The organism is Candidatus Kinetoplastibacterium galatii TCC219, from assembly GCF_000340905.1.
In the GTDB taxonomy this organism is placed as follows: Bacteria; Pseudomonadota; Gammaproteobacteria; order Burkholderiales; family Burkholderiaceae_B; genus Kinetoplastidibacterium; species Kinetoplastidibacterium galati.
The window spans coordinates 739,336-759,500 of record NC_020284.1 but is presented as its reverse complement, the minus strand read 5'-3'; the positions used below and the strand labels follow the sequence as shown (position 1 = coordinate 759,500).

Annotated in this window: 19 protein-coding genes and 1 pseudogene; 4 read left to right on the top strand and 16 right to left on the bottom strand. The window is 31.6% G+C overall.

Going from position 1 to position 20,165, the window contains the following annotated elements:
* Positions 1-25: 25 nt before the first annotated feature.
* The 7 genes from hslU to ST1E_RS03500 form a co-directional block, all read right to left on the bottom strand.
* Complete coding sequence (gene hslU / locus ST1E_RS03530; protein WP_015389869.1) at positions 26-1,360, bottom strand: ATP-dependent protease ATPase subunit HslU; 1,335 nt, start codon at positions 1,358-1,360, stop codon at positions 26-28.
* A gap of 46 nt (positions 1,361-1,406) precedes the next feature.
* Positions 1,407-1,946: an ATP-dependent protease subunit HslV gene (gene hslV, locus ST1E_RS03525; protein WP_015389868.1), complete on the bottom strand. Its 540-nt coding sequence runs from the start codon at positions 1,944-1,946 to the stop codon at positions 1,407-1,409.
* Between the two features lie 125 nt (positions 1,947-2,071).
* Complete coding sequence (dksA, locus tag ST1E_RS03520; RefSeq protein ID WP_015389867.1) at positions 2,072-2,533, bottom strand: RNA polymerase-binding protein DksA; 462 nt, start codon at positions 2,531-2,533, stop codon at positions 2,072-2,074.
* A 69-nt stretch (positions 2,534-2,602) separates the two neighbouring features.
* A complete protein-coding gene (locus ST1E_RS03515; protein WP_041186028.1) occupies positions 2,603-3,625 on the bottom strand; it encodes a CobW family GTP-binding protein in 1,023 nt (340 codons plus the stop codon).
* 224 nt (positions 3,626-3,849) lie between these two features.
* Complete coding sequence (locus ST1E_RS03510) at positions 3,850-4,866, bottom strand: tyrosine recombinase XerC (RefSeq protein WP_015389865.1); 1,017 nt, start codon at positions 4,864-4,866, stop codon at positions 3,850-3,852.
* A 10-nt stretch (positions 4,867-4,876) separates the two neighbouring features.
* Complete coding sequence (dapF, locus tag ST1E_RS03505) at positions 4,877-5,770, bottom strand: diaminopimelate epimerase (protein ID WP_041185983.1); 894 nt, start codon at positions 5,768-5,770, stop codon at positions 4,877-4,879.
* Between the two features lie 23 nt (positions 5,771-5,793).
* A complete protein-coding gene (locus tag ST1E_RS03500; protein ID WP_015389863.1) occupies positions 5,794-6,705 on the bottom strand; it encodes a lysophospholipid acyltransferase family protein in 912 nt (303 codons plus the stop codon).
* A 747-nt stretch (positions 6,706-7,452) separates the two neighbouring features.
* Here ST1E_RS03500 and metK point away from each other — a divergent pair.
* Both metK and ST1E_RS03490 read left to right on the top strand, forming a co-directional pair.
* Positions 7,453-8,619, top strand: a complete 1,167-nt coding sequence (gene metK / locus ST1E_RS03495) for a methionine adenosyltransferase (protein WP_015389862.1) — start codon at positions 7,453-7,455, stop codon at positions 8,617-8,619.
* 32 nt (positions 8,620-8,651) lie between these two features.
* Complete coding sequence (locus ST1E_RS03490; protein ID WP_015389861.1) at positions 8,652-8,879, top strand: DUF1289 domain-containing protein; 228 nt, start codon at positions 8,652-8,654, stop codon at positions 8,877-8,879.
* A gap of 132 nt (positions 8,880-9,011) precedes the next feature.
* Here ST1E_RS03490 and ST1E_RS03485 read toward each other — a convergent pair whose 3' ends face one another.
* Positions 9,012-9,614 carry a 5-formyltetrahydrofolate cyclo-ligase gene (locus tag ST1E_RS03485; RefSeq protein ID WP_015389860.1) on the bottom strand — a complete coding sequence of 201 codons (603 nt, stop codon included), beginning with the start codon at positions 9,612-9,614 and terminating at the stop codon, positions 9,012-9,014.
* Positions 9,615-9,757: 143 nt separating this feature from the next.
* Between ST1E_RS03485 and ST1E_RS03480 the strand changes: the two genes are divergently transcribed.
* On the top strand, positions 9,758-10,852 hold the full coding sequence (locus ST1E_RS03480; protein ID WP_015389859.1) for a tRNA nucleotidyltransferase/poly(A) polymerase-related protein: 1,095 nt from the start codon (positions 9,758-9,760) through the stop codon (positions 10,850-10,852).
* Here ST1E_RS03480 and ST1E_RS03475 read toward each other — a convergent pair.
* The 5 genes and pseudogenes from ST1E_RS03475 to ST1E_RS03455 all read right to left on the bottom strand — a co-directional run bounded on the left by ST1E_RS03475 (position 10,844) and on the right by ST1E_RS03455 (position 15,999).
* The gene (locus ST1E_RS03475) at positions 10,844-12,040 is read right to left on the bottom strand and encodes a class I SAM-dependent methyltransferase (RefSeq protein WP_015389858.1); all 1,197 of its coding nucleotides are present in this window, start codon (positions 12,038-12,040) and stop codon (positions 10,844-10,846) included. The genes ST1E_RS03480 and ST1E_RS03475 overlap by 9 nt on opposite strands.
* A 16-nt stretch (positions 12,041-12,056) precedes the next feature.
* Positions 12,057-13,447 (bottom strand): annotated as a pseudogene (locus ST1E_RS03470) (DEAD/DEAH box helicase).
* Positions 13,448-13,729: 282 nt separating this feature from the next.
* Positions 13,730-14,440 carry a uracil-DNA glycosylase gene (locus ST1E_RS03465; protein ID WP_015389856.1) on the bottom strand — a complete coding sequence of 237 codons (711 nt, stop codon included), beginning with the start codon at positions 14,438-14,440 and terminating at the stop codon, positions 13,730-13,732.
* Positions 14,441-14,448: 8 nt separating this feature from the next.
* Positions 14,449-15,084: a LysE/ArgO family amino acid transporter gene (locus ST1E_RS03460; protein ID WP_015389855.1), complete on the bottom strand. Its 636-nt coding sequence runs from the start codon at positions 15,082-15,084 to the stop codon at positions 14,449-14,451.
* Between the two features lie 126 nt (positions 15,085-15,210).
* Positions 15,211-15,999, bottom strand: a complete 789-nt coding sequence (locus ST1E_RS03455) for an exodeoxyribonuclease III (RefSeq protein ID WP_015389854.1) — start codon at positions 15,997-15,999, stop codon at positions 15,211-15,213.
* Positions 16,000-16,097: 98 nt separating this feature from the next.
* Here ST1E_RS03455 and pyrE point away from each other — a divergent pair, with 98 nt between their 5' ends.
* Positions 16,098-16,766 carry an orotate phosphoribosyltransferase gene (gene pyrE / locus ST1E_RS03450; protein WP_015389853.1) on the top strand — a complete coding sequence of 223 codons (669 nt, stop codon included), beginning with the start codon at positions 16,098-16,100 and terminating at the stop codon, positions 16,764-16,766.
* On the opposite strand, the gene gatB is transcribed toward pyrE, so the two are convergent.
* Genes gatB through gatC form a run of 3 tightly spaced genes read right to left on the bottom strand, consistent with a single transcriptional unit; the run spans position 16,763 to position 20,082 of the window.
* Positions 16,763-18,235, bottom strand: coding sequence for an Asp-tRNA(Asn)/Glu-tRNA(Gln) amidotransferase subunit GatB (gene gatB / locus ST1E_RS03445; protein WP_015389852.1), 1,473 nt, complete (start codon positions 18,233-18,235; stop codon positions 16,763-16,765). The genes pyrE and gatB overlap by 4 nt on opposite strands.
* 11 nt (positions 18,236-18,246) lie before the next feature.
* Positions 18,247-19,770 carry an Asp-tRNA(Asn)/Glu-tRNA(Gln) amidotransferase subunit GatA gene (gatA, locus tag ST1E_RS03440; protein WP_015389851.1) on the bottom strand — a complete coding sequence of 508 codons (1,524 nt, stop codon included), beginning with the start codon at positions 19,768-19,770 and terminating at the stop codon, positions 18,247-18,249.
* A gap of 3 nt (positions 19,771-19,773) precedes the next feature.
* On the bottom strand, positions 19,774-20,082 hold the full coding sequence (gatC, locus tag ST1E_RS03435; protein ID WP_015389850.1) for an Asp-tRNA(Asn)/Glu-tRNA(Gln) amidotransferase subunit GatC: 309 nt from the start codon (positions 20,080-20,082) through the stop codon (positions 19,774-19,776).
* Positions 20,083-20,165: the final 83 nt, after the last annotated feature.

Sequence of the window (20,165 nt, the reverse complement as noted above, 5' to 3'; positions counted from 1 at the left end):
ATGTCATTATCACTTTTTATCTTTTTTATAAGATATACCTAGATAAGTCCTGATTTAATACTATTTCTTTCAGTTGCTGCTCAACATATATCTCATCTATTATTATAGTTTTTCCATTAGCATCAGAAGTATCAAAGGATAATTCTTCTAGTAGTTTTTCCATTAAGGTATATAGTCTCCTAGCGCCGATATCCTCTGTTCTTTCATTAACAGAATATGCAAGCTCTGCTATTTTATTGATACCATTCTTTTGGAAATCAAGTTTCACGTTTTCTGTTTCCATTAACGCCGAATACTGTTTGGTAAGAGATACATCTGTGTCACATAAAATATGAGAAAAATCTTCGATTGATAAAGAGTTTAATTCTACCCTTATAGGAAACCTACCTTGTAATTCTGGTATAAGATCTGATGGTCTCGATAAATGAAATGCCCCTGATGCAATAAACAAGATATGATCAGTTTTTACTATACCATATCTTGTATTTACGGATGTTCCTTCGACTAAAGGAAGCAAGTCTCTTTGCACGCCAAGTCTAGAGACCTCTGCATTATCAGATCTGTTTCTAGTTGCAATTTTGTCTATTTCATCCAAAAACACAATACCATTCTGCTCAACATTCCTGATTGCTTTGAATCGTATATCATCCTCATTGATTCTTTTTGAAGATTCCTCTTCAGTAAAAATTTTGAAAGCCTCTTTAATTTTTACCTTTTTTTGCTTTTTTTTCTCGCTAGATATTCCGGCGAAAACAGTCTTTAATTGCTCTGCTATTTCTTCCATACCTGGAGGAGTCATTATGTCGAATTGTGGTGCTGCAGCATTAACTTCTATTTCTATTTCTAAATTATCTAGTCTTCCTTCTCTTAAACGTTTACGAAATGTTTGTCTAGTATTATTTTCATTAGATTGTTCATATTCTTCATCTATATTCCTAGCATTAGGGATAAGTATATCAAGGATACGATTCTCAGCTGATTCTTCAGCCTGAGACTTGATTAATGATATTTCTATTTCTCTAGTTTGTTTTATTGAATGTTCTACTAGATCTCTAATAATAGTATCTACATCTCTACCTACATAGCCAACCTCTGTAAATTTAGTAGCTTCTATCTTAATGAAAGGAGCATTAACTAATTTTGCTAGTCTGCGTGCTATTTCGGTTTTTCCAACACCTGTTGGACCTATCATCAAAATATTTTTTGGATATATTTCTTGACGTAATCTTTCTGGTACTTGCTGTCTTCGCCATCGGTTTCTTAATGCTATTGCTACAGATTTCTTAGCACGATTCTGTCCAACGATATACTTATCCAGTTCAAGAACTATTTCTCTTGGCGTCATACTTGAAGCTGACATGTCTTAATTCCCTTATTAAAAGTACGTAATTACCAATTAATAGCAATTAACTATCTAAAGTTTCAATGATATGGTTACCATTAGTATATATACAAAGTTCTGATGCAATTTCTAATGATTTTTTTACTATCTCTATTGGAGATAATTCTGTATTGTGAATTAGACCCATAGCTGCTGCTTGGGCATAAGGACCTCCAGATCCTATGGCAGCTATACCATGTTCTGGTTCAAGAACATCACCATTTCCAGTAAGAACCAGAGTATGTTCTTTATCAGCAACTATTAACATAGCTTCCAAACGCCTTAGAATTCTATCTGTGCGCCAGTCTTTAGTCATTTCTACAGCAGCCCTTATTAAATTACCCTGATGTTTATCTAATTTTGCTTCAAATAATTCTTGTAAAGCAAAAGCATCTGCTGTAGCTCCGGCAAAACCTGCCAGCACTGTGTCTTTGTGAAGTCTAAGAATTTTTTTTGCTGTGCCTTTTATAACTATATTACCCATAGTTACTTGACCATCACCACCTAATGCAACTTTATCGCCACGACGGACACATACTATGGTCGTAGCATGAAACGACTCCATAAAACCTCCATGTTTTTATACAACTATCTGATAAATATACTTTTTAAAGTTTTATAGTTGGGTTATTAGGGAAAATTTATATATCAATTTGAAACCAAGTTAAATACAGATTAGTATACTTATTTCTATTCACCATATAGTTTTTGCCGTATTTCTCTTCTTTCTTGTGCTTCTAGAGATAAGGTTGCAGTTGGTCTTGCTAAAAGTCTAGGTATCCCTATAGGCTCACCTGTTTCTTCACACCATCCATATTCACCATTATCTATCCTAGCGATTGATATTTGTATTTTTTTTAACAATTTACGCTCTCTATCTCTAGTTCTGAGCTCAATAGTATGCTCTTCTTCTATAGTAGCTCTGTCAGCAGGATCAGGCACAAATTGTGTTTCTCTTAAGTACTCAGTAGTTTCTTCTGCTTTTAATAGAATTTCTTGCTCTAATTGTTTAAGTTTATTTTTAAAAAATGATAGTTGTAGATCATTCATATATTCTTCTTCTGGCATTGAAAGAATATAATCGTCACTTAAAAAATTATGATCTCTTGTATTTGTAATATCTGGACTTGTGTTTTTATCGTTATTTTTCATAAAGGTATCCATTAATCATTTAATACTGCTAAAAATAATTAATAATGTTAAACTTAGACTCATTAAACTTTAATCTGTATCCACAGTGCATTCATTTAGCTTATTTATAAATAGATTTTTAGGTAGTCTATGACCTATGAAAACTATTTTTGTATTTGGTTTTTGTGTGAATTCCCATTCATTTCCTTGCTCTGCTCCAATTAACATATGAACCCCTTGGAGTATAACTCGTCTATTTGTATCATCCATATATAGAATACCTTTATATCTCAACATATCAGGACCATATTTCTCTGTAAGTTCACCAAGAACCATTTCTAGTTTTTTAGAGTTAAATGGTTTGTTTGATAAGAAAGTAAATGAGTTTATTTCATTATCATGATGATGACATTTTTCAGAACATATATGTTCTTCTTGTTTTAAAAATTCTGAGTCTATATCAAGAGCATCATTTAAATTAAATCCATTAATATGTAATATATCATCTGTATCTATATCACCAAAGTTTATATTTTTTATAGGTGATTTTGGATTAATTCTAATTAGATATTTTCTTAACAAATTAATCTCGTCATCACTAACCAAATCAGATTTTGATACTAAAATTTTATCAGCAAATCCTACTTGTTTTTGTGCTTCAATTTGATTTTTTAGTGTGTCTATACCATGTTTAGCATCTACTAAAGCAACTACAGAATCTAGCCGATAATAATCAGCAACATCATTGTCTATAAAGAAAGTTTGGCAAACAGGTCCTGGATTTGCTATGCCTGTTGTTTCTATTATAATATGGTCAAATTTCAATAATTTGTTTAACTGTTTCATTTTTAGATCTAGTAATGTTTTTACTAAATCTCCACGTATTGTACAACATATACAACCATTAGATAGTTCTATAATTTCTTCTTTTGAATCCTGAACTAAGAGTTCATTATCGATACTTTCAGGGCCAAATTCATTTTCTATTATAGCTAGACGGTAATTCGTTAACTTGGACAGAATATTTTTTAGTAAAGTAGTTTTTCCTGATCCCAAGAATCCAGTAATTACTGTTACTGGTATCATTCTATCTAAATTTTTATAAGGAGCCATAACTATATTCTCTATTGATTTTATTAGTATATGCATAGAGATAATGCTAATATACTGCAAGGTGCAAGGTACTCATATACAATCAAGATTTTAAATTTTAGACTTGATTCGATATTTTTGTTTAGTTTGTTCTAGATTAGTCAGAGTTCATAAGCATATGTTATAAGAAATTAAGCGTCAATTTAATTTATCAAAATGATTATATAATTATTCATAATATTAGATTATTTTTTTCTGATCGCTCTTGGATGTGTCTTGTCATATACTGATGCCAAATGTTGAAAATCAAGTTTTGTATATATTTGAGTCGTTGATATGGTTTTATGACCTAGAAGTTCTTGTACAGCACGTAAGTTTTGTGAAGATTGTAGTAGATGGCTTGCAAAACTATGTCTAATCATATGAGGAGATATATGCATAGACATAGTTAAATTTTTTGATAGCTTTAATAACTGCATTTGTATAACTCTAGGTGATATTCTCTTTCCTTTTATTCCGAGAAATAGGGCATATCTATCATTCAAAGAACTGGTTTTTAGTACAAATCTATCACGCAAACCAACCCATTTTTTTATGGATTCTATAGCAGAATTTCCTATTGGTAGTTTTCTTTGTTTATTCCCTTTGCCTAAAACTACTACTTCAGATTGCCGTAAGTCAATCCAGCTTGTAGATTTATATTCAGTATTGTTTTCGTATTTTATATCAATTGAAATTAGTTCAGATAAACGAAGTCCGCTGGAGTATAACAATTCAAGAATAGCTTGATCACGTAACATAATGGGATCAAAAGATTTTTCTGCATTAGATTTGTTTCTATCAAGAAAATTTTTCATTTGATCTACAGAAAGTGATTTAGGTAGTGGACGAGCTGCTTTTGGTGAACGAATTCCAGATACTGGATTATGCGACATATTGACCCTTGGTCCCCACCAATCATAGAAACTCTTCCATGCTGACAAGGTCCTTGCTATTCCTCTAGGACCAATGCCATTGGAATATCTTTTCGAAAAAAAACTCCTTACATTTTCTGTTGTTATTTCTTCTAACGAGATGCTATTCTCACGTACAAATTTATCTAGTAAAGATATATCATGCTTATAGTTATTAAATGTATTCTTTGAGTAGCGCAAATTAGTATAAATATACAATAACCAATCATTCAATGGTTTTTTTAAACTACTTTCTTTAAAATTACTACTTTTCGTGCACAAGAATATTCCTCTATATAGATTAAACACCAGTAAAATATTATATTGTTTCGTTAGCGTTATTTTTTAGAGATAAAATATTAGTTATGTCTATAGTTCCATCAAAAACAAATTCAGCTGGTCCCTGCATTTGTACATTTTTTCCATCCCAGAATATTAACAAGGTGCCACCACGTGTATGTACATGTACTGGAGAATCCAATAAACCTCTTCTGATCCCTGATACAACAGCGGCACATGCTCCAGTGCCACAAGCTAAAGTTTCTCCTGATCCTCTCTCATAAACTCTTAGTGATATATTGTTACGGTCTCTCACCTGCATAAACCCAACATTTACTCCTTGTGAGAATCTTGCATTAGATTCTAAAAGAGGTCCTACTTTTTCAATAAAGTTATCATCAAGATTTTCTACACATATTACGGCATGAGGGTTAGGTATAGATAATGCAGAAAAATATATATTTATATCAGGAGCTAATTCTAGTTTCCATAATATCTCATGTGCTTGTGTTTTTGAATATAATCCTGAATTATTAAATGGAAGTGATTCTGGAGATAAATTAGGAGATCCCATATCAACTGTTACAGAGTTATCTGTATTCTCATGCAGAGATATTAGGATATCTCCTGATATCTCTGCTGTTATAGGATTTTTGTTTGATAATCCATTTTTATGTATAAATCTAACAAAACACCTTGCCCCATTGCCACAGTGTTCTACTTCAGTTCCATCTGCATTGAATATCCTATATCGAAAGTCAGCATTCTCATTATTGTTTTTTTCTACCAATAAGATCTGATCTGCCCCTATACCAAAATTCCTATCAGCTAGGGCCTTAGCCAGTTCTTTTGTCATCATCACAGATTGTTTTATTCCGTTTATAACTATAAAATCATTGCCTATACCATGCATTTTAGTGAAGTTTAGTTTCATTTTTTAATACCTTATTTTTATCGCTAGTAGAAACTCTTTTCCCCACTAGGTCTTGTTTTAAATCTTCTATGTATCCAGTAATACTGAGAAGGAGCTTTTCTTACCCAACACTCTATTTTCTGATTTAATAGTGTCGTCGCTTCTTCTACTGAAAGTTCTCCAGGAAAATTATCTAATGGATTCATTATTATAACTTTATATTTGCCGGTCTTTGTATCTATGTAAGGAACCATTGGTACTACTGTAATATCCCATTTTTTTGCTATAATGGCAGTTGTGGTCAATGTAGATGTTTGCACCCCAAAAAATGGAACAAATATAGATTGTTTTAATCCAAAATCCATATCAGGTAGGTATACAACAGGTCTATACTCAGAAAAATGTTTAATCATTTTTCTAATATTATTTTTGTTCGCTATTAGTATAGTTTGATTAAATCTAGATCTTCCTTTTTTCACAAAGTAGTTTAATTCATGATCGCTAGATGGTCTATATATGCATGCCATAGTCTTCAGGTTTAGACTCAATATAGTGCCTGCAGCATCCATTCCAAGCAAATGTGGCATAAGTACCATAACTTTTTTTTTGCTGTCTATTAGATCTTGAATTATACTTACATTTTCTATGCTAACTATAGATTTTATTCTTTCCTGATCTCCATACCATAATATACTTCTATCAATAACTGATATTGCTATTGCATTACAGTGTTCTAATAATAATTTTTTTATCGTTTTTTTATTTAAATCTGGGAAACAAGCACTTAAATTTTTACGTGCAATCTCTACTCTTTTCCTTAGAAATATGTAGATAATATATCCAAAAATAAAGCTTACTTTTATTCTGTACTCATCACTCAATCTAGATAATTTTTTAAATAAAAATTCTAGAATGAAGATTTTAAATTGTTTAAATTTATTATATAAGTAAGTCACTGTATTATTCAATTGTTAGAAAAGTTTTTTATATATTAGTCTATATTTAAATTCTAAATGGTGCATCCGCTTCACATTAGCTTTAAATAATAGAAAACTACTATATTAGTATTACGCTTATTTCAATACAATATTATTTAGTGCATTTACTACCTATATAATATTATAGGAAATTGGTTTTTCATATTACTCATATTACTAATTACTAATTTTAATATTCAATTATTAATATGATTTTCCGATCATAATTGCACGATTACTTTATATGCTGGATTATAAGTTTGTTAATATAATTTATAAATACAGTATAGATACTCTGCCTTTATCATTTCAATGTAGAATTATACATTATTGTATGAAAAATAATATTAATATAGCCATAAAACTAAAACCTGCTTATCCATAATCTATTTATAACAATCAATTATTAACTATTTTTATCATCTAAATAAAAATGAAATATATTTTTGGTGGAAAATATATTTTAATATTTGTAAAAGTTTATCGTTTCTAAAAACTGTAGATACTATTGATATAAGATTTAGAATTCACATGCCGGCATTCTAGCATTAGTTAGTTATAGATATAAGATCATTATAAAAAGTAACTTTATATAAACAATTATTTAAAATAATATATTATTAGTATTATGATTACTTTTAGTAGTAGGTGATATTCTTAATTTATAGATTAAGATAAAATAATCATAATAATTTAACCTAACAAACATTGTAAGGAATCATTTTTGTGTCAGATAACGATTTTTTATTCACTTCAGAGTCGGTTTCTGAAGGACATCCAGACAAAATAGCAGATCAGATTTCTGATGCGGTATTAGATGCCATATTAGCTGTTGATCCTAGTGCTCGTGTTGCTGCAGAAACTTTATGTGGTTATGGTTTGATAGTTTTAGCTGGTGAGATCACTACTTGTGCAAATGTAGATTATGTAAAAATTGCACGAGACACTATTAAAAGTATCGGCTATGATAGCTCAGACTATGGTATGAGTTATGACAGCTGCACAGTCATTTCTTCCTATGGCAAGCAATCCTCCGATATAGCTGCCGGGATATCCTCAAGCAATGATAAAAATTCTTTAGACCAGGGAGCAGGTGACCAAGGGCTAATGTTTGGTTACGCTTGTGACGAGACGACTTGTCTTATGCCAGCTCCAATATGGTATGCTCACAGACTAGTTCAGAGACAGAGTGAGCTAAGAAAAGATGGTAGACTGCCATGGTTACGCCCAGATGCAAAATCCCAAGTAACATTTAGATATGTTGATGGTAAGCCTTATAGTGTTGACACAGTTGTTTTTTCTACCCAGCATTCTCCTGACATTTCTCACAAAATAATAGTAGAGTCTGTAATTGAAGAAATTATAAGACCTAGCTTTCCTGAGAACATTATTACAAACAATACAAAGTTTCTTGTTAATCCTACTGGTCGTTTTGTAATTGGCGGCCCTCAAGGAGATTGTGGAATTACAGGTAGAAAAATTATTGTGGATACATACGGAGGTGCTTGTCCTCACGGAGGAGGAGCGTTTTCCGGTAAAGATCCTTCTAAGGTAGATCGATCGGCTTCTTATGTAGCTAGATATATAGCAAAAAATATTGTAGCATCAGGTTTAGCAAGGCAATGTCAAGTACAAATTAGCTATGCTATTGGGGTATCAGATCCAATAAATGTAACAGTTTACACTGAAGGAACTGGTATTATTCCAGACAGGGAGATTTCCAGAATAGTTTTAGAAGTCTTTGATTTACGACCTAAGAGTATAATAGACATGTTAGATTTATTAAGACCTATCTATCTTAAAACTGCTACATACGGTCATTTTGGTCGCTCAGAGCCAGAATTCACATGGGAAAAAACAGATAAGGTTGAGAAAATAAAGAATTTCATATGATTTGATTAATTCTTTTTAAGGTATATTTTCAAATGGTATTTGTTAAAAAATCCTCGGCAGATAATTCTAAAGATAGCATCTTAAATGCTACCGATGTTCCTTGTATAGGTGTTTGCACTACACTTTTCGATGATATTTGCCGTGGTTGTGGACGCACATTATTTGAGGTTTCAAACTGGGTATTTCTAAGTGACGATGAAAAACTAGTTGTATGGAAACGTATAAAGTCAGATGGTTATCCTCGGAAAAATAAGACTTAGCTTGAAAATATTTATAATAAGTAGAAATTTCTTTATGTTAGTAGGGATATGGCGAGAATTACATAGCACATATCCATACTATTTTTGATAGTGCTTTTATTTTATATAACAAATGTATTCTTGAGATTAGCATCATTCAGGTGGATTTTTTACCCAGCCTCTTGGTGTTATTATGGCATCTAGTTTAATATCATGTGAGGCAGCTTTATAAGGCCCTTCTATTAATCCATGATCCCAGGCTATTCCTATAGTTACAAATCTATATTTTTTGCTTATAAGTTCTGATAATGTTCTGTCATAGTAACCACTCCCATATCCTATACGATCTCCAGTGTTACTATATCCTAAGGTTGGTACTAATATTATATCTGGTCTTGTAATTATATATTTAGAATCTGGTTCCAATATCCCATACTTACCTTTTATTAGCGATATACTTCTATTCCATTCTTTGAATTCCAAATATTTATCAGAATCCTTAGTGACAGGTAAACTAAGCTTTACATTATCTAATTCTGTTAATTTGTTGTTAAGCCATATAATATTGGGTTCCAGTGGCATTGGCCAAAATGTTGTTACTTGTATGATATTACCTATCTTTAGTGATTTTGCAGCAATATTGCTAATCCATAGAAAAAGTTTTTTCTGTATTTTATAACTGCCCATATCCCTATCCTCTCTAGACATTTCTAGTCTTTTGTTTTTAAGGACTGATCTAATTTTTTTATTTGTCATCTCTTACTCATCTATTTGTTATATTTAATGTCATTATTACTATTACTAATTTATATAAATTCTATAAAATATTATACTGTTACCTAGTGTTAATAATATCAATGTAGTGCGCATTTTAAGAATTTCTAAGAAATCATTATTATATGAATGAAGATAAATTTATTTATGGCCTAGAAATATATGCAGTAGGGGGCGCTGTACGTGATAGTTTATGCAATCTGCCAGTTAAGGATAGAGATTGGGTAGTAGTAGGATCTAATTCTTATGAGATGGAGAAAAGAGGTTTTAAAAGAGTGGGTAAGGATTTTCCGGTTTTTTTACATCCAATTAGTAAGGAAGAATATGCTCTAGCCAGAAAGGAGAAAAAAGTAGGTTTTGGATATAATGGATTTAAATTTTACACCGGATCTGATGTGACCTTGGAGGATGATTTAAAACGTAGGGATCTAACGATAAATGCTATTGCAATAAGCAGAGATGGCAATGTAATTGATCCTTGCGGTGGTGTGTCTGACCTGAAAGCTGGTATTTTGCGTCATATTGGAGATGCTTTTCAAGAAGATCCTTTGCGTGTTATGAGATTAGCTAGATTTTGTGCCAAATTTGATACTTTTGAGGTTGCAGAAAAAACGATAAATCTATGTTGCAATTTAGTAAAGAGCGGGGAAATTAAATACTTAAAACCAGAGAGAATTTGGAAAGAATTGTCTTTAGGTTTAATGGAGAAGTCTCCGTCTAAAATGATAGATTTTATGATTAAAATCGGAGTTATTGAATATATAGCACCTGATTTAAACTTAAACCAAATGGTCAAAAATTCTTTAAATAAATTCTCTGTCGATATTAGTCTAGCAAGCAGATATGCTTTATTATGTATAAATTCTCATAAAATTGAATTTATAGGTAATAAACTTAAAGTCCCATCATCATGTAAAGATTATTCAAAAGTACTACCATTAATTGCAAGAATTGTTTTTAGTTCAGAAATAAACAATAATCGTAAAATAATAGATCTTTTATATAAATCAGATTTTTTTAGAAGACCTGATCGTTTTATTGAACTATTGAAGGTTCTTTATATAATGGAAAAATTTGATATAGATAGATGGTATAGAATGTTACATAGTATCGTTATGATTGATACAAGAAGTATTGTAGAAACTTGTAAAAAAAATCCATCGGAAATAAAATACGTATTGGAAAAGGAAAGGCTTAGAATCTTGGATGAATTATGGTAGCAATTTATGAGACCTGTCATTTTCTGAAAATCCAACAAGTTCATTTTGAAAATCTTTTCCTATTGCTATAACTTTAAATAGTTCACCCATATCTATTTCTGACAGTAATTTCTGAACAGCTCCTAGTTCCTCAACATGATTTTTTATTTTTGATTTATCAAGATCCTGCACAATGTGTATTATACCAGAATTTATAAGGAAGTTTGCTAGTGATGTGTATCCTAGGACATATAATCCATTTTCTATAGATGCTTCAGCTATAGAAGAAAAATCAACATGTGATGTTATGTCTTGTATACCAGGAGCTATGAACGGATCTGAGTATGCTATATGATTTAGATGGCACATTAACGTACCAGTTGCACGTTGCAGATGGTAGTATTCGTGACGTGGAAATCCATAATCTATTATGAATACCACTCCTCTTGTAAGCCATTTTGGAATTGTCCTAATCCAAGCATCACTTTGAAAATTTATTTCTGATGTATAATCACATTCTATCAGTGGTAGTATTTTCTTCGTTGCTTCCAATAATCTATTATCTGCTGGTTTATCTATCCAAACAAACTCTTCTCTTTGGTTCAATCCCACCCATTTTTCCATTATGCTTTTGTTTTTAGAGTAATGGAATATTGAAACTGGCATAGCGTCCAATAGTTCATTAGCAATAACACATCCATTAAAACCAATTGGTAAGCTAGATAGCCATTCAACCTTATCGTTAAACGAGGATAACGTTTGTTTTTGGGTAGAGATTAATGAATTGGAGATTTCTATTATTTTATAATTGATATTGAGGCCAAGCTTTTTAAACTCTTGTAGAATATTCTTAGCTAATATTCCAGACCCTGCTCCAAACTCTATAATATTTTCTGACTCGAGATAATTTAACACTTGAGCAATTTGTCTTGATAATGTTTTTGCAAATATTGGGGTTAGTTCTGGAGCTGTAACAAAATCACCGTTGATATTATTATCTGTACTATTTCTTCCATTAAATATTATATCTTTTTTGGAGGTATAATAACCAAAAAATGGATTATATAGCGCTTCGCTCATCCAATCCTCAAACTTTATAGCACGCTCATTTGATGATTGGATTTTTCTCTTAAGTAAGTCCATCGTCAATCTTAAATGCTCTATTGATGATGGATGTAAGTTTTTTAAAAGAGACTTAATCATACTCATTTTTAGTAAAGTATTTTTATACTCTTTTAGATTCATTAAACCTATTATCTTTAAAGCTACTTCTTTTGGATGTGTTTTGCTTTCTAGTCTGGTTACTAGTTTTTGATGGTATTCTATCAGAAGTTATTTTCCTTCCATCTACTTTTTCTTTTGTTTTGCTTGTAGAAGAAAATTTTCTAGGTGTGTTATTTCTAGACGGAGCTTCATTTCTATTAGTAGTATTTCTGTATTTGTTTTTTTGTTTGAGTTGTCATGAGAAGTTCTAGAGATCTTTGGTTCTAGTCCTTCTATTATTTCAGTTGAAATAGTTTGTCCTATATACTTTTCTATCCTGCGTATTTTATGTTTTTCTTCATTAGTTACTAAACTCAATGCTGAACCATTTCTTCCTGCTCTTCCAGTACGACCAATTCTATGTACATAGTCTTCAGCTTGCATAGGCAGGTCAAAGTTAACAGCATGACTAATGCCATTTATATCAATCCCTCTTGCTGCAATATCGGTTGCCACTAGTACTCGAATTTGTTTTTTTTGTAGTTGAGATATAGTGCGCGTGCGTTGCCTTTGATTCATATCGCCATGTAATGCAGCAACGGCAAATCCATTTTCAGATAGGCACTCTGCCAGCTTATCTGCACCTTTTTTAGTTGATGTGAATATTATTGCCTGATCTAAAGATGATTCATTAAGCACATGATTTAATAGTTTAACTTTATGCTCATTATTATCTGCATAAAATAACTTCTGGGTTATATTATCATGCTTCTGTTTACTGCTAGTTAATGCAATATGTTGAGGGTTATTCATCATTTTCTTTGCAAGTCTAGCTATAGATTCATCAATGGTTGCTGAAAATAACATTGTTTGACGATCTTTAGGGGTATTTTTAACAATTGTTTCTATATCTTCTATAAATCCCATATCTAACATCCTATCAGCTTCATCAAGAACCAATGTTTGTATGTTAGCTAGACTAACCTTGTTTGATCTCATCTGGTCTATTAATCTGCCTGGTGTTGCAACCAAGATATCAACTCTTTTAGATAAAGCCTTTATCTGATTTCTATATGGCATTCCTCCAACTATAGTTGCGATTCTTAACCAAGGCATATTTATACCATAAGCAGCTGTTGCCTTAGTTATTTGTAAAGCTAGTTCTCTAGTAGGGGTTAATACTAACACTTGTGGGTTAATGTTATTAGATTTTGGTTTCTGTGATAGCATTTGTAATACTGGCAACATAAAAGCAGCTGTTTTGCCGCTACCTGTTTGTGCTGATACTATTAAATCTTTTCCAGATAATGCTTGAGGGATAGTTGCTTCTTGTACTGGCGTAGGTGATATAAAACCTGCTGTTTTTAGAGCAGAAAATATATTGGAATTGATTCCTATTTTTTCAAAAGACATGCTTTTACCTTATTATTAAATATAAATATTGTGTCATTTAAATCATATAAATTAAATTCTGTATAAATCAAATGACAATCGACGGGTAACATCGTGCCGACCAAATCTATCTCTATTTAAATATCAGGCTAAAGGAGGTCAGGTAATCGATGAATGAAGACCTATTATAAGTTTATCAATAGGGCTGAAAAACCCAATATGAAACCCTAGGTACATTGGTACCTTTCGTCACCGATCCAGGATATCTTAAATTATTGGAACAATCCACTTATTTGTGAAAATTTACCATATAACAGGTGTTTTTCTGTGATTAATCAGCCACTCACTAGCTATTTTAAAGTGATTGCATCCTATGAATGGTAATGGACTTCTAAATGCTGATAGTGGAGAAGGATGATTGGCTTTAAGTATTAGATGATAGTTTTTGGTCGAATTAATTAAATAATCTTTTGATTGTGCATAATTCCCCCATAGCATAAAAACTTTTGGTGAATTGTCTTCGGATACTAATTTTATAATAGAATCTGTTATAGTCTCCCATCCTATTTTTTTATGAGAAAGTGGTTTTCCTTTTTCAACTGTCAGGATAGAATTAAGCAATAATACTCCTTGATTGGCCCAGCAATCTAAATTTCTTAGATTTGTAAATTCCATATCAGGGTATTCTATGGATAGTTCTTTACATATATTTCTTAAGCTTGGAGGTTTTTGGCAATTTTCTAATACAGAGAATGCGAGTCCATTAGCTTGTCCCTCGCCATGATAGGGATCCTGTCCCAATATAATGACTTTAATATCAGATATTAATGATATTTTATGTAGTGCTTTCATTGGGTTAAATGGATATATAGTAACCCCATCCAAAAGTCTTGATTCTAGGAATTTATTTATGTGCTGCAATGTCACAATATTCTCTGACGAAAGTAATATATTGCGCCAAACATTGGGTAATTCCTCTACAGAATTTATTAATTTTTTTGATAGCAATTTCACTTTATATATTATATTTCGAACTTAAGTATTAATAATATAGCCATAGACATCATTATTATAGATATAAAACCATCTAGTATTCTCCATGCTCTTTGACTAGAGAAAAATGGAGCAAACATGCGTGATCCTAGGCCAAGCACACTTAGCCAAATTATACTTGCTATTATTACTCCGAAAGCATACGCTAAGCTTCTATCTCCAAAAATGCTGGCTAATGATCCTATTAATATTAAATCTAACCAAAAATGAGGATTCAATAGACTGAATCCTAGCGCTCCCAGTATTGCTGATTTTCTTGTCATTATTGTTCCATTCGCAGCAGTAAGATTGCTACTATTATTTATAGACCTTTTGGCTGCTTTGTAAGAGTAACTAGCAAGAAATAATATACCAAATACTAATACTATAGTCTTGAAACATGGAATTAATAGTATTATTTCTTTCAAGCCAAATACGCTAAGAGTAATAAAAATTGCATCAGATAGAGCGCATACAGATAATATTGTTAATATGTGTGATCGCATTATACCTTGGCGTAGTATAAAAGCACTTTGTGCGCCAACTACAGCAAATAGACTAAGACCAGTGAGCAAACCACTGGACCATGCTTCAAAGGTTGGAGAGTAAAAGAATGCAGATAGCATATTCAGATTTTAACAGAAGATAGGTTTAATTAGCACAAAGGAAATATATATTAGATGAGATTTTAATAAATCAATTCAATCTAAGAATTTTAACCTTATATATTTTATCTTGTAAAGAATTCCAGTTTAAATTTTGTAATTATAGATTATAGTAAGGGGGGCATGATCACTAAATCTATTTTCTTTGTAGATCTCACAATTAGTGGCTAATTTTGCAATCTTACATGTGGCAAATTGATAGTCTATTCGCCAACCAACATTTTTCTCCCAAGATTTACCTCTATTGCTCCACCAAGTGTATTGATCTGGATTATGATTTAGTTCTCTAAAAACATCTAGTAATTTATATTTGTTTATTATTGTGGAAATCCAATTGCGTTCTTCTGGCAAAAAACCAGAATTCTTAATATTGCCTCGCCAGTTTTTTATATCTATTTCTTTATGAGCAATATTCCAGTCCCCACATATTATAAATTCACGATCATATTTCTGATTTTCGTAATATATTTTATCTAAGAGAAGCTCAAAATCGTTTAAGAATCTAAATTTTGCAAATTGTCTATCTTGCCCACTTGTTCCTGATGGGAAATAAGCATTAATAACAGATAGATTTTCTAAATCTATTCTGATCAATCTACCTTCACAATCGAATTCTTTGTTTCCTATGCCATTTATGATATTTCTCGGTCTTATTTTTGAATAGATTCCTACTCCACTGTACCCTTTTTTATCGGCACAAAAAAAATATCCTTCATATGGTGATGGGTTAATAATCTCATTATTAAGATCATTGTAAGAAATTCTAGTTTCCTGCATGCAGACAATATCAGGTTCATAAATATTTAACCATTTTATGAATCCTTTGCGGATCGATGATCTTATCCCATTAAGATTTATGGAAGTTATTTTTAACAAATTTAACCTTTTCTTCGTATAATAGTAAACTTAATTACTTTACTTTATTAGTTTTTGTTTTGTAAATTATTTTCAACATTATAAAGGTTTATTGTAATATGGTCACTATAGAGAACAATTCAGTTAATTTTGTGAAATTTGCATTGCATTGCAAAGCACTACGTTTTGGCGATTTTAAAACTAAATCTGATAGAAATAGTCCATATTTTTTTAATATTGGGTGTTTTGATAGTGGTTATAGCATTAGTCAATTATCAAGATTTTATACAAATGCTTTAGTCAACTCAGGGATTGTATTCGACATGATATTTGGTCCTGCTTATAAAGGAATACCTTTAGTAATCTCGACAGCAATTAATTATTCATTAATGCTGAAAAAAGATATTCCGTTTTCATTTAACAGAAAAGAAACAAAGTCTCATGGTGAAGGTGGATTGTTAATAGGATCTCAATTGAAAGGCAAAGTCGTAATAATAGATGATGTTATTACTTCAGGAATTTCAGCAAGAGAATCGATAAATATAATAAAACAGTCAGGCGCAGAACCTGTTGCTATGCTGATTGCTCTTGATAGAATGGAGTGCTCTATTGATAATAATACTCATTCTAAGAGATCAGCAGTACAGGAAGTTGTAGAAACTTATAATATACCAGTTATTAGCATAGCTTCTTTAAATGATATATTTTCTAATGTTATGAATGATATAAATCTATCTACACATCGTGAGAGAATTACGCAATACCGTGAAAAATATGGGATTCTCTAACAAGATTTTGTGTTATATGAATCTAACTTTTTAAAAATTTCTATTCTTTCATTCAATATAGTGTTTATATTACTGGGATTGATCCTGCCATTACTTGTTTTCATTACTTTACCTACTAACGAATTGAATGCTTTTTCTTTTCCAGATAAATATTCCATTACTACATGTTTATTGTCTGATATGACACTATCTATCATTTCTATAATTATAGATACATCTTTTATCTGATCTAGACCTTCTTCTTTTATGATTCTGTCAATATCATATTGATCTTTTTCCCACATAATTGATAAAACATATTTTGCGTTTTTATTAGATATTGAGCCATCTATCACTCTATTTATTAGTAAGGCTAGTATATTACTTGTGATTTTAATGTCACTGATTTTTTTATTATCTCGATTCATAAGAGTACTTAATTCTTGGCTTATGAAGTTCGCAGCAATTTTCCCACTGTTTTTTGGAATAAGTTTTACAACAGATTCGAAATATTCAGATGTCTGTATATTAATAGTCATCTGCAAGGATTCTTCTCTGGAAATATAATAATTAGATTCAAATCTCTTTCTTTTATTAGAAGGAAGTTCTGGCATATTTTTTAATTTTTCTATATATTCATTAGATATATTTAGTATTTGTAGATCAGGGTCAGGAAAATATCGATAATCAGTTGCACTTTCTTTTGTTCGCATGCTTCTGGTCTCATCATTCTCAGAGTCATATAATCTTGTTTCCTGTATTACATAGCCACCATCTTCAATTAACTGAGTTTGCCTGTTGGATTCAAAAATAATAGCTTTCTCTAAGAATCTGAATGAGTTCAAATTTTTAATTTCAGTTCTTGTTCCTAGAGTAGTGCTACCTGATCTGCGAACAGAAACATTTGCGTCACACCTAAAGGATCCTTCTTGTAGATTGCCATCACATATCCCTAACCAAACAACCAAGTTATGTAGAGTTTTTGCATACATATATGCTTCTTTAGCAGATCTCATTATTGGTTCTGTAACTATCTCTAACAAAGGTACTCCAGCTCGATTAAGATCTATTCCACTATTGTAATTTTTATGTAAGGATTTACCAGCATCTTCTTCTAAATGCGCTTGTATTAATTTAACTTCCTTCTCTTCTCCATCTATGCAAAATGAGATTGAGCCATTCTTTATTATAGGATTTCTAAATTGGCTAATCTGGTAGCCTTTAGGTAGATCTGGATAGAAATAGTGTTTTCTCTCAAATACAGAATTTTTTGATATAGTAGCTCCTACCGCCAGACCAAATTTTATGGCATATTCAACTGCCTTAGAATTTAATGATGGCATGCTCCCTGGAAGAGCCATATCTATTTCATTTGCTTGTTTGTTTGGTTTTGATCCAAATAATGTACTACTGCTAGAAAATATCTTAGAGCTTGTAGCGAGTTGTACGTGTGTTTCTAAACCTATGACTATTTCCCATCCAGATTTCATATTTTTATGCCTTATACTTTTGGATATTGTTTGTGCCAGTTAGTAATATGTTGGTAACAATCAGACAATGCTAATATTAATCCCTCATCAAAGTAATTTCCAATAATTTGTAATCCAATAGGAAGATTTTTATTACTATCGAATCCACAGGGTATAGACATTGCAGGTAGTCCTGCTAAGCTTGCTCCCAATGTATACATATCACCTAACCAATCATTGATATTACTTGAGTCTTCCCCTATGCTTTTTGCTGCTTTTTGAGAAACTGGACCCATGATAACATCACATTCAGTCAATAATGATTCTTTGAAATCCTGAGCGATGATTCTTCTAGTGCCTTGAGCTTTTAAGTAAAATTCTTCATAATTTTTACTAGATAACATATGCGCCCCTAGCAATATACGGCGTTTTACTTCTAAACCAAAACCTTCAGCTCTAGATCTTGTGATCATTTCATCTATGTTTTTATAGTTTTTTGTTCTATGGCCATAACGCACCCCATCAAATCTAGAAAGATTACTATATGCTTCAGATGAAGCTATGACGTAGTAAGTTGGTATTGTTAGTTCAGTACATGGTAATGAGATTGTAACGATAGATGCCCCAAGATTTTCAAAATCACGTATTGCTTTTGTAACCGATTTTAAAACTTCCTCAGAAAGATTGTCTCCAAAAAATTCTTTAGGTAGACCTATCCTTATTCCCTTTAAAGGAAAACTATTATTTTTATTAAATTTATTGACATGATTATCAAAATCTGCACGTATTCTGCCTGGTCGATTCTCAATATTGTTAAATTTCTCCAGACAGGTAGCATCCTTACCATCGAATCCTGTTATTATATCCAAGATGTCTAGTAAATCTTCACTGCTCTTTGCAATTATTCCAGCTTGATCTAGGCTAGATGCAAATGCAATTATACCGTATCTCGATGTAGAACCATATGTTGGTTTTATTCCACTTACACCACATAGTGCCGCTGGCAGTCTTACTGATCCACCTGTATCAGTAGCAGTCGTAGCTGCAACCATCCCTGCTGCTACAGCAGCAGCGGAGCCTCCCGATGATCCACCAGGAACCTTACTGTAATCCCAAGGATTAGCAACTGAGCCATATGCAGAGTTCTCATTTGTTGATCCCATAGCGAATTCATCACAATTTAATTTTCCTAATGATACTGCACCAGCATTGCTAAGCCTTTCTACAACAGTTGCGTTAAATGGGCTGAGATATCTATGTAGCATTCTGCTGGCAGATGTTGTATACCAGTCAGTTGTAACAAAAACATCTTTATGGGCGATTGGGATTCCTGATAAAGGCTTAATCAAACCTTTTGAAATCTCGTTATCTACCTTTTTTGCTTGGGCTATAGTAATTTCCGGTCTTATATCTAGGAAAGCATTTATTATAGATAGAGACTCTATAGTATCTAAACAACTTCTTGCTAGCTCTACAGAACTTATATCACCATTAATGATAGCTTGGCGCAGTGATGATATTCCCTCAAATTGTGTGTGTAATAGTGGTTTCGTCATAATCTACTCAACTATTTTAGGAACTAAGAACATGTTATCTTCGAATTGAGGAGCGTTTTTAATAACTTTTTCCATAAAATTATCTGAACATTCATCAATAGACGTATCTTTTCTAAGAAACATAGATATTTCTTCATGTATTGATATAGGATGTACAAGAAGTTCATTGCTCTTGTTTTCTACTTTTTTTATAAGTTCAATAATAGTTAAACTCTCATTTAATTTATTAGTAGTATCGGCACATTGCTCTTTACTAAGTTCGATTTTTGCTAATTTCGCAATATTCGCCACATCATGTTTGTCAAGTGTCATAAAAGATTCTGTATGTGTTAAAATGTTACTTATAATCTGGTATTTTATTATTGTACCTGATAAAAGGCTGCCTATTATAAGAT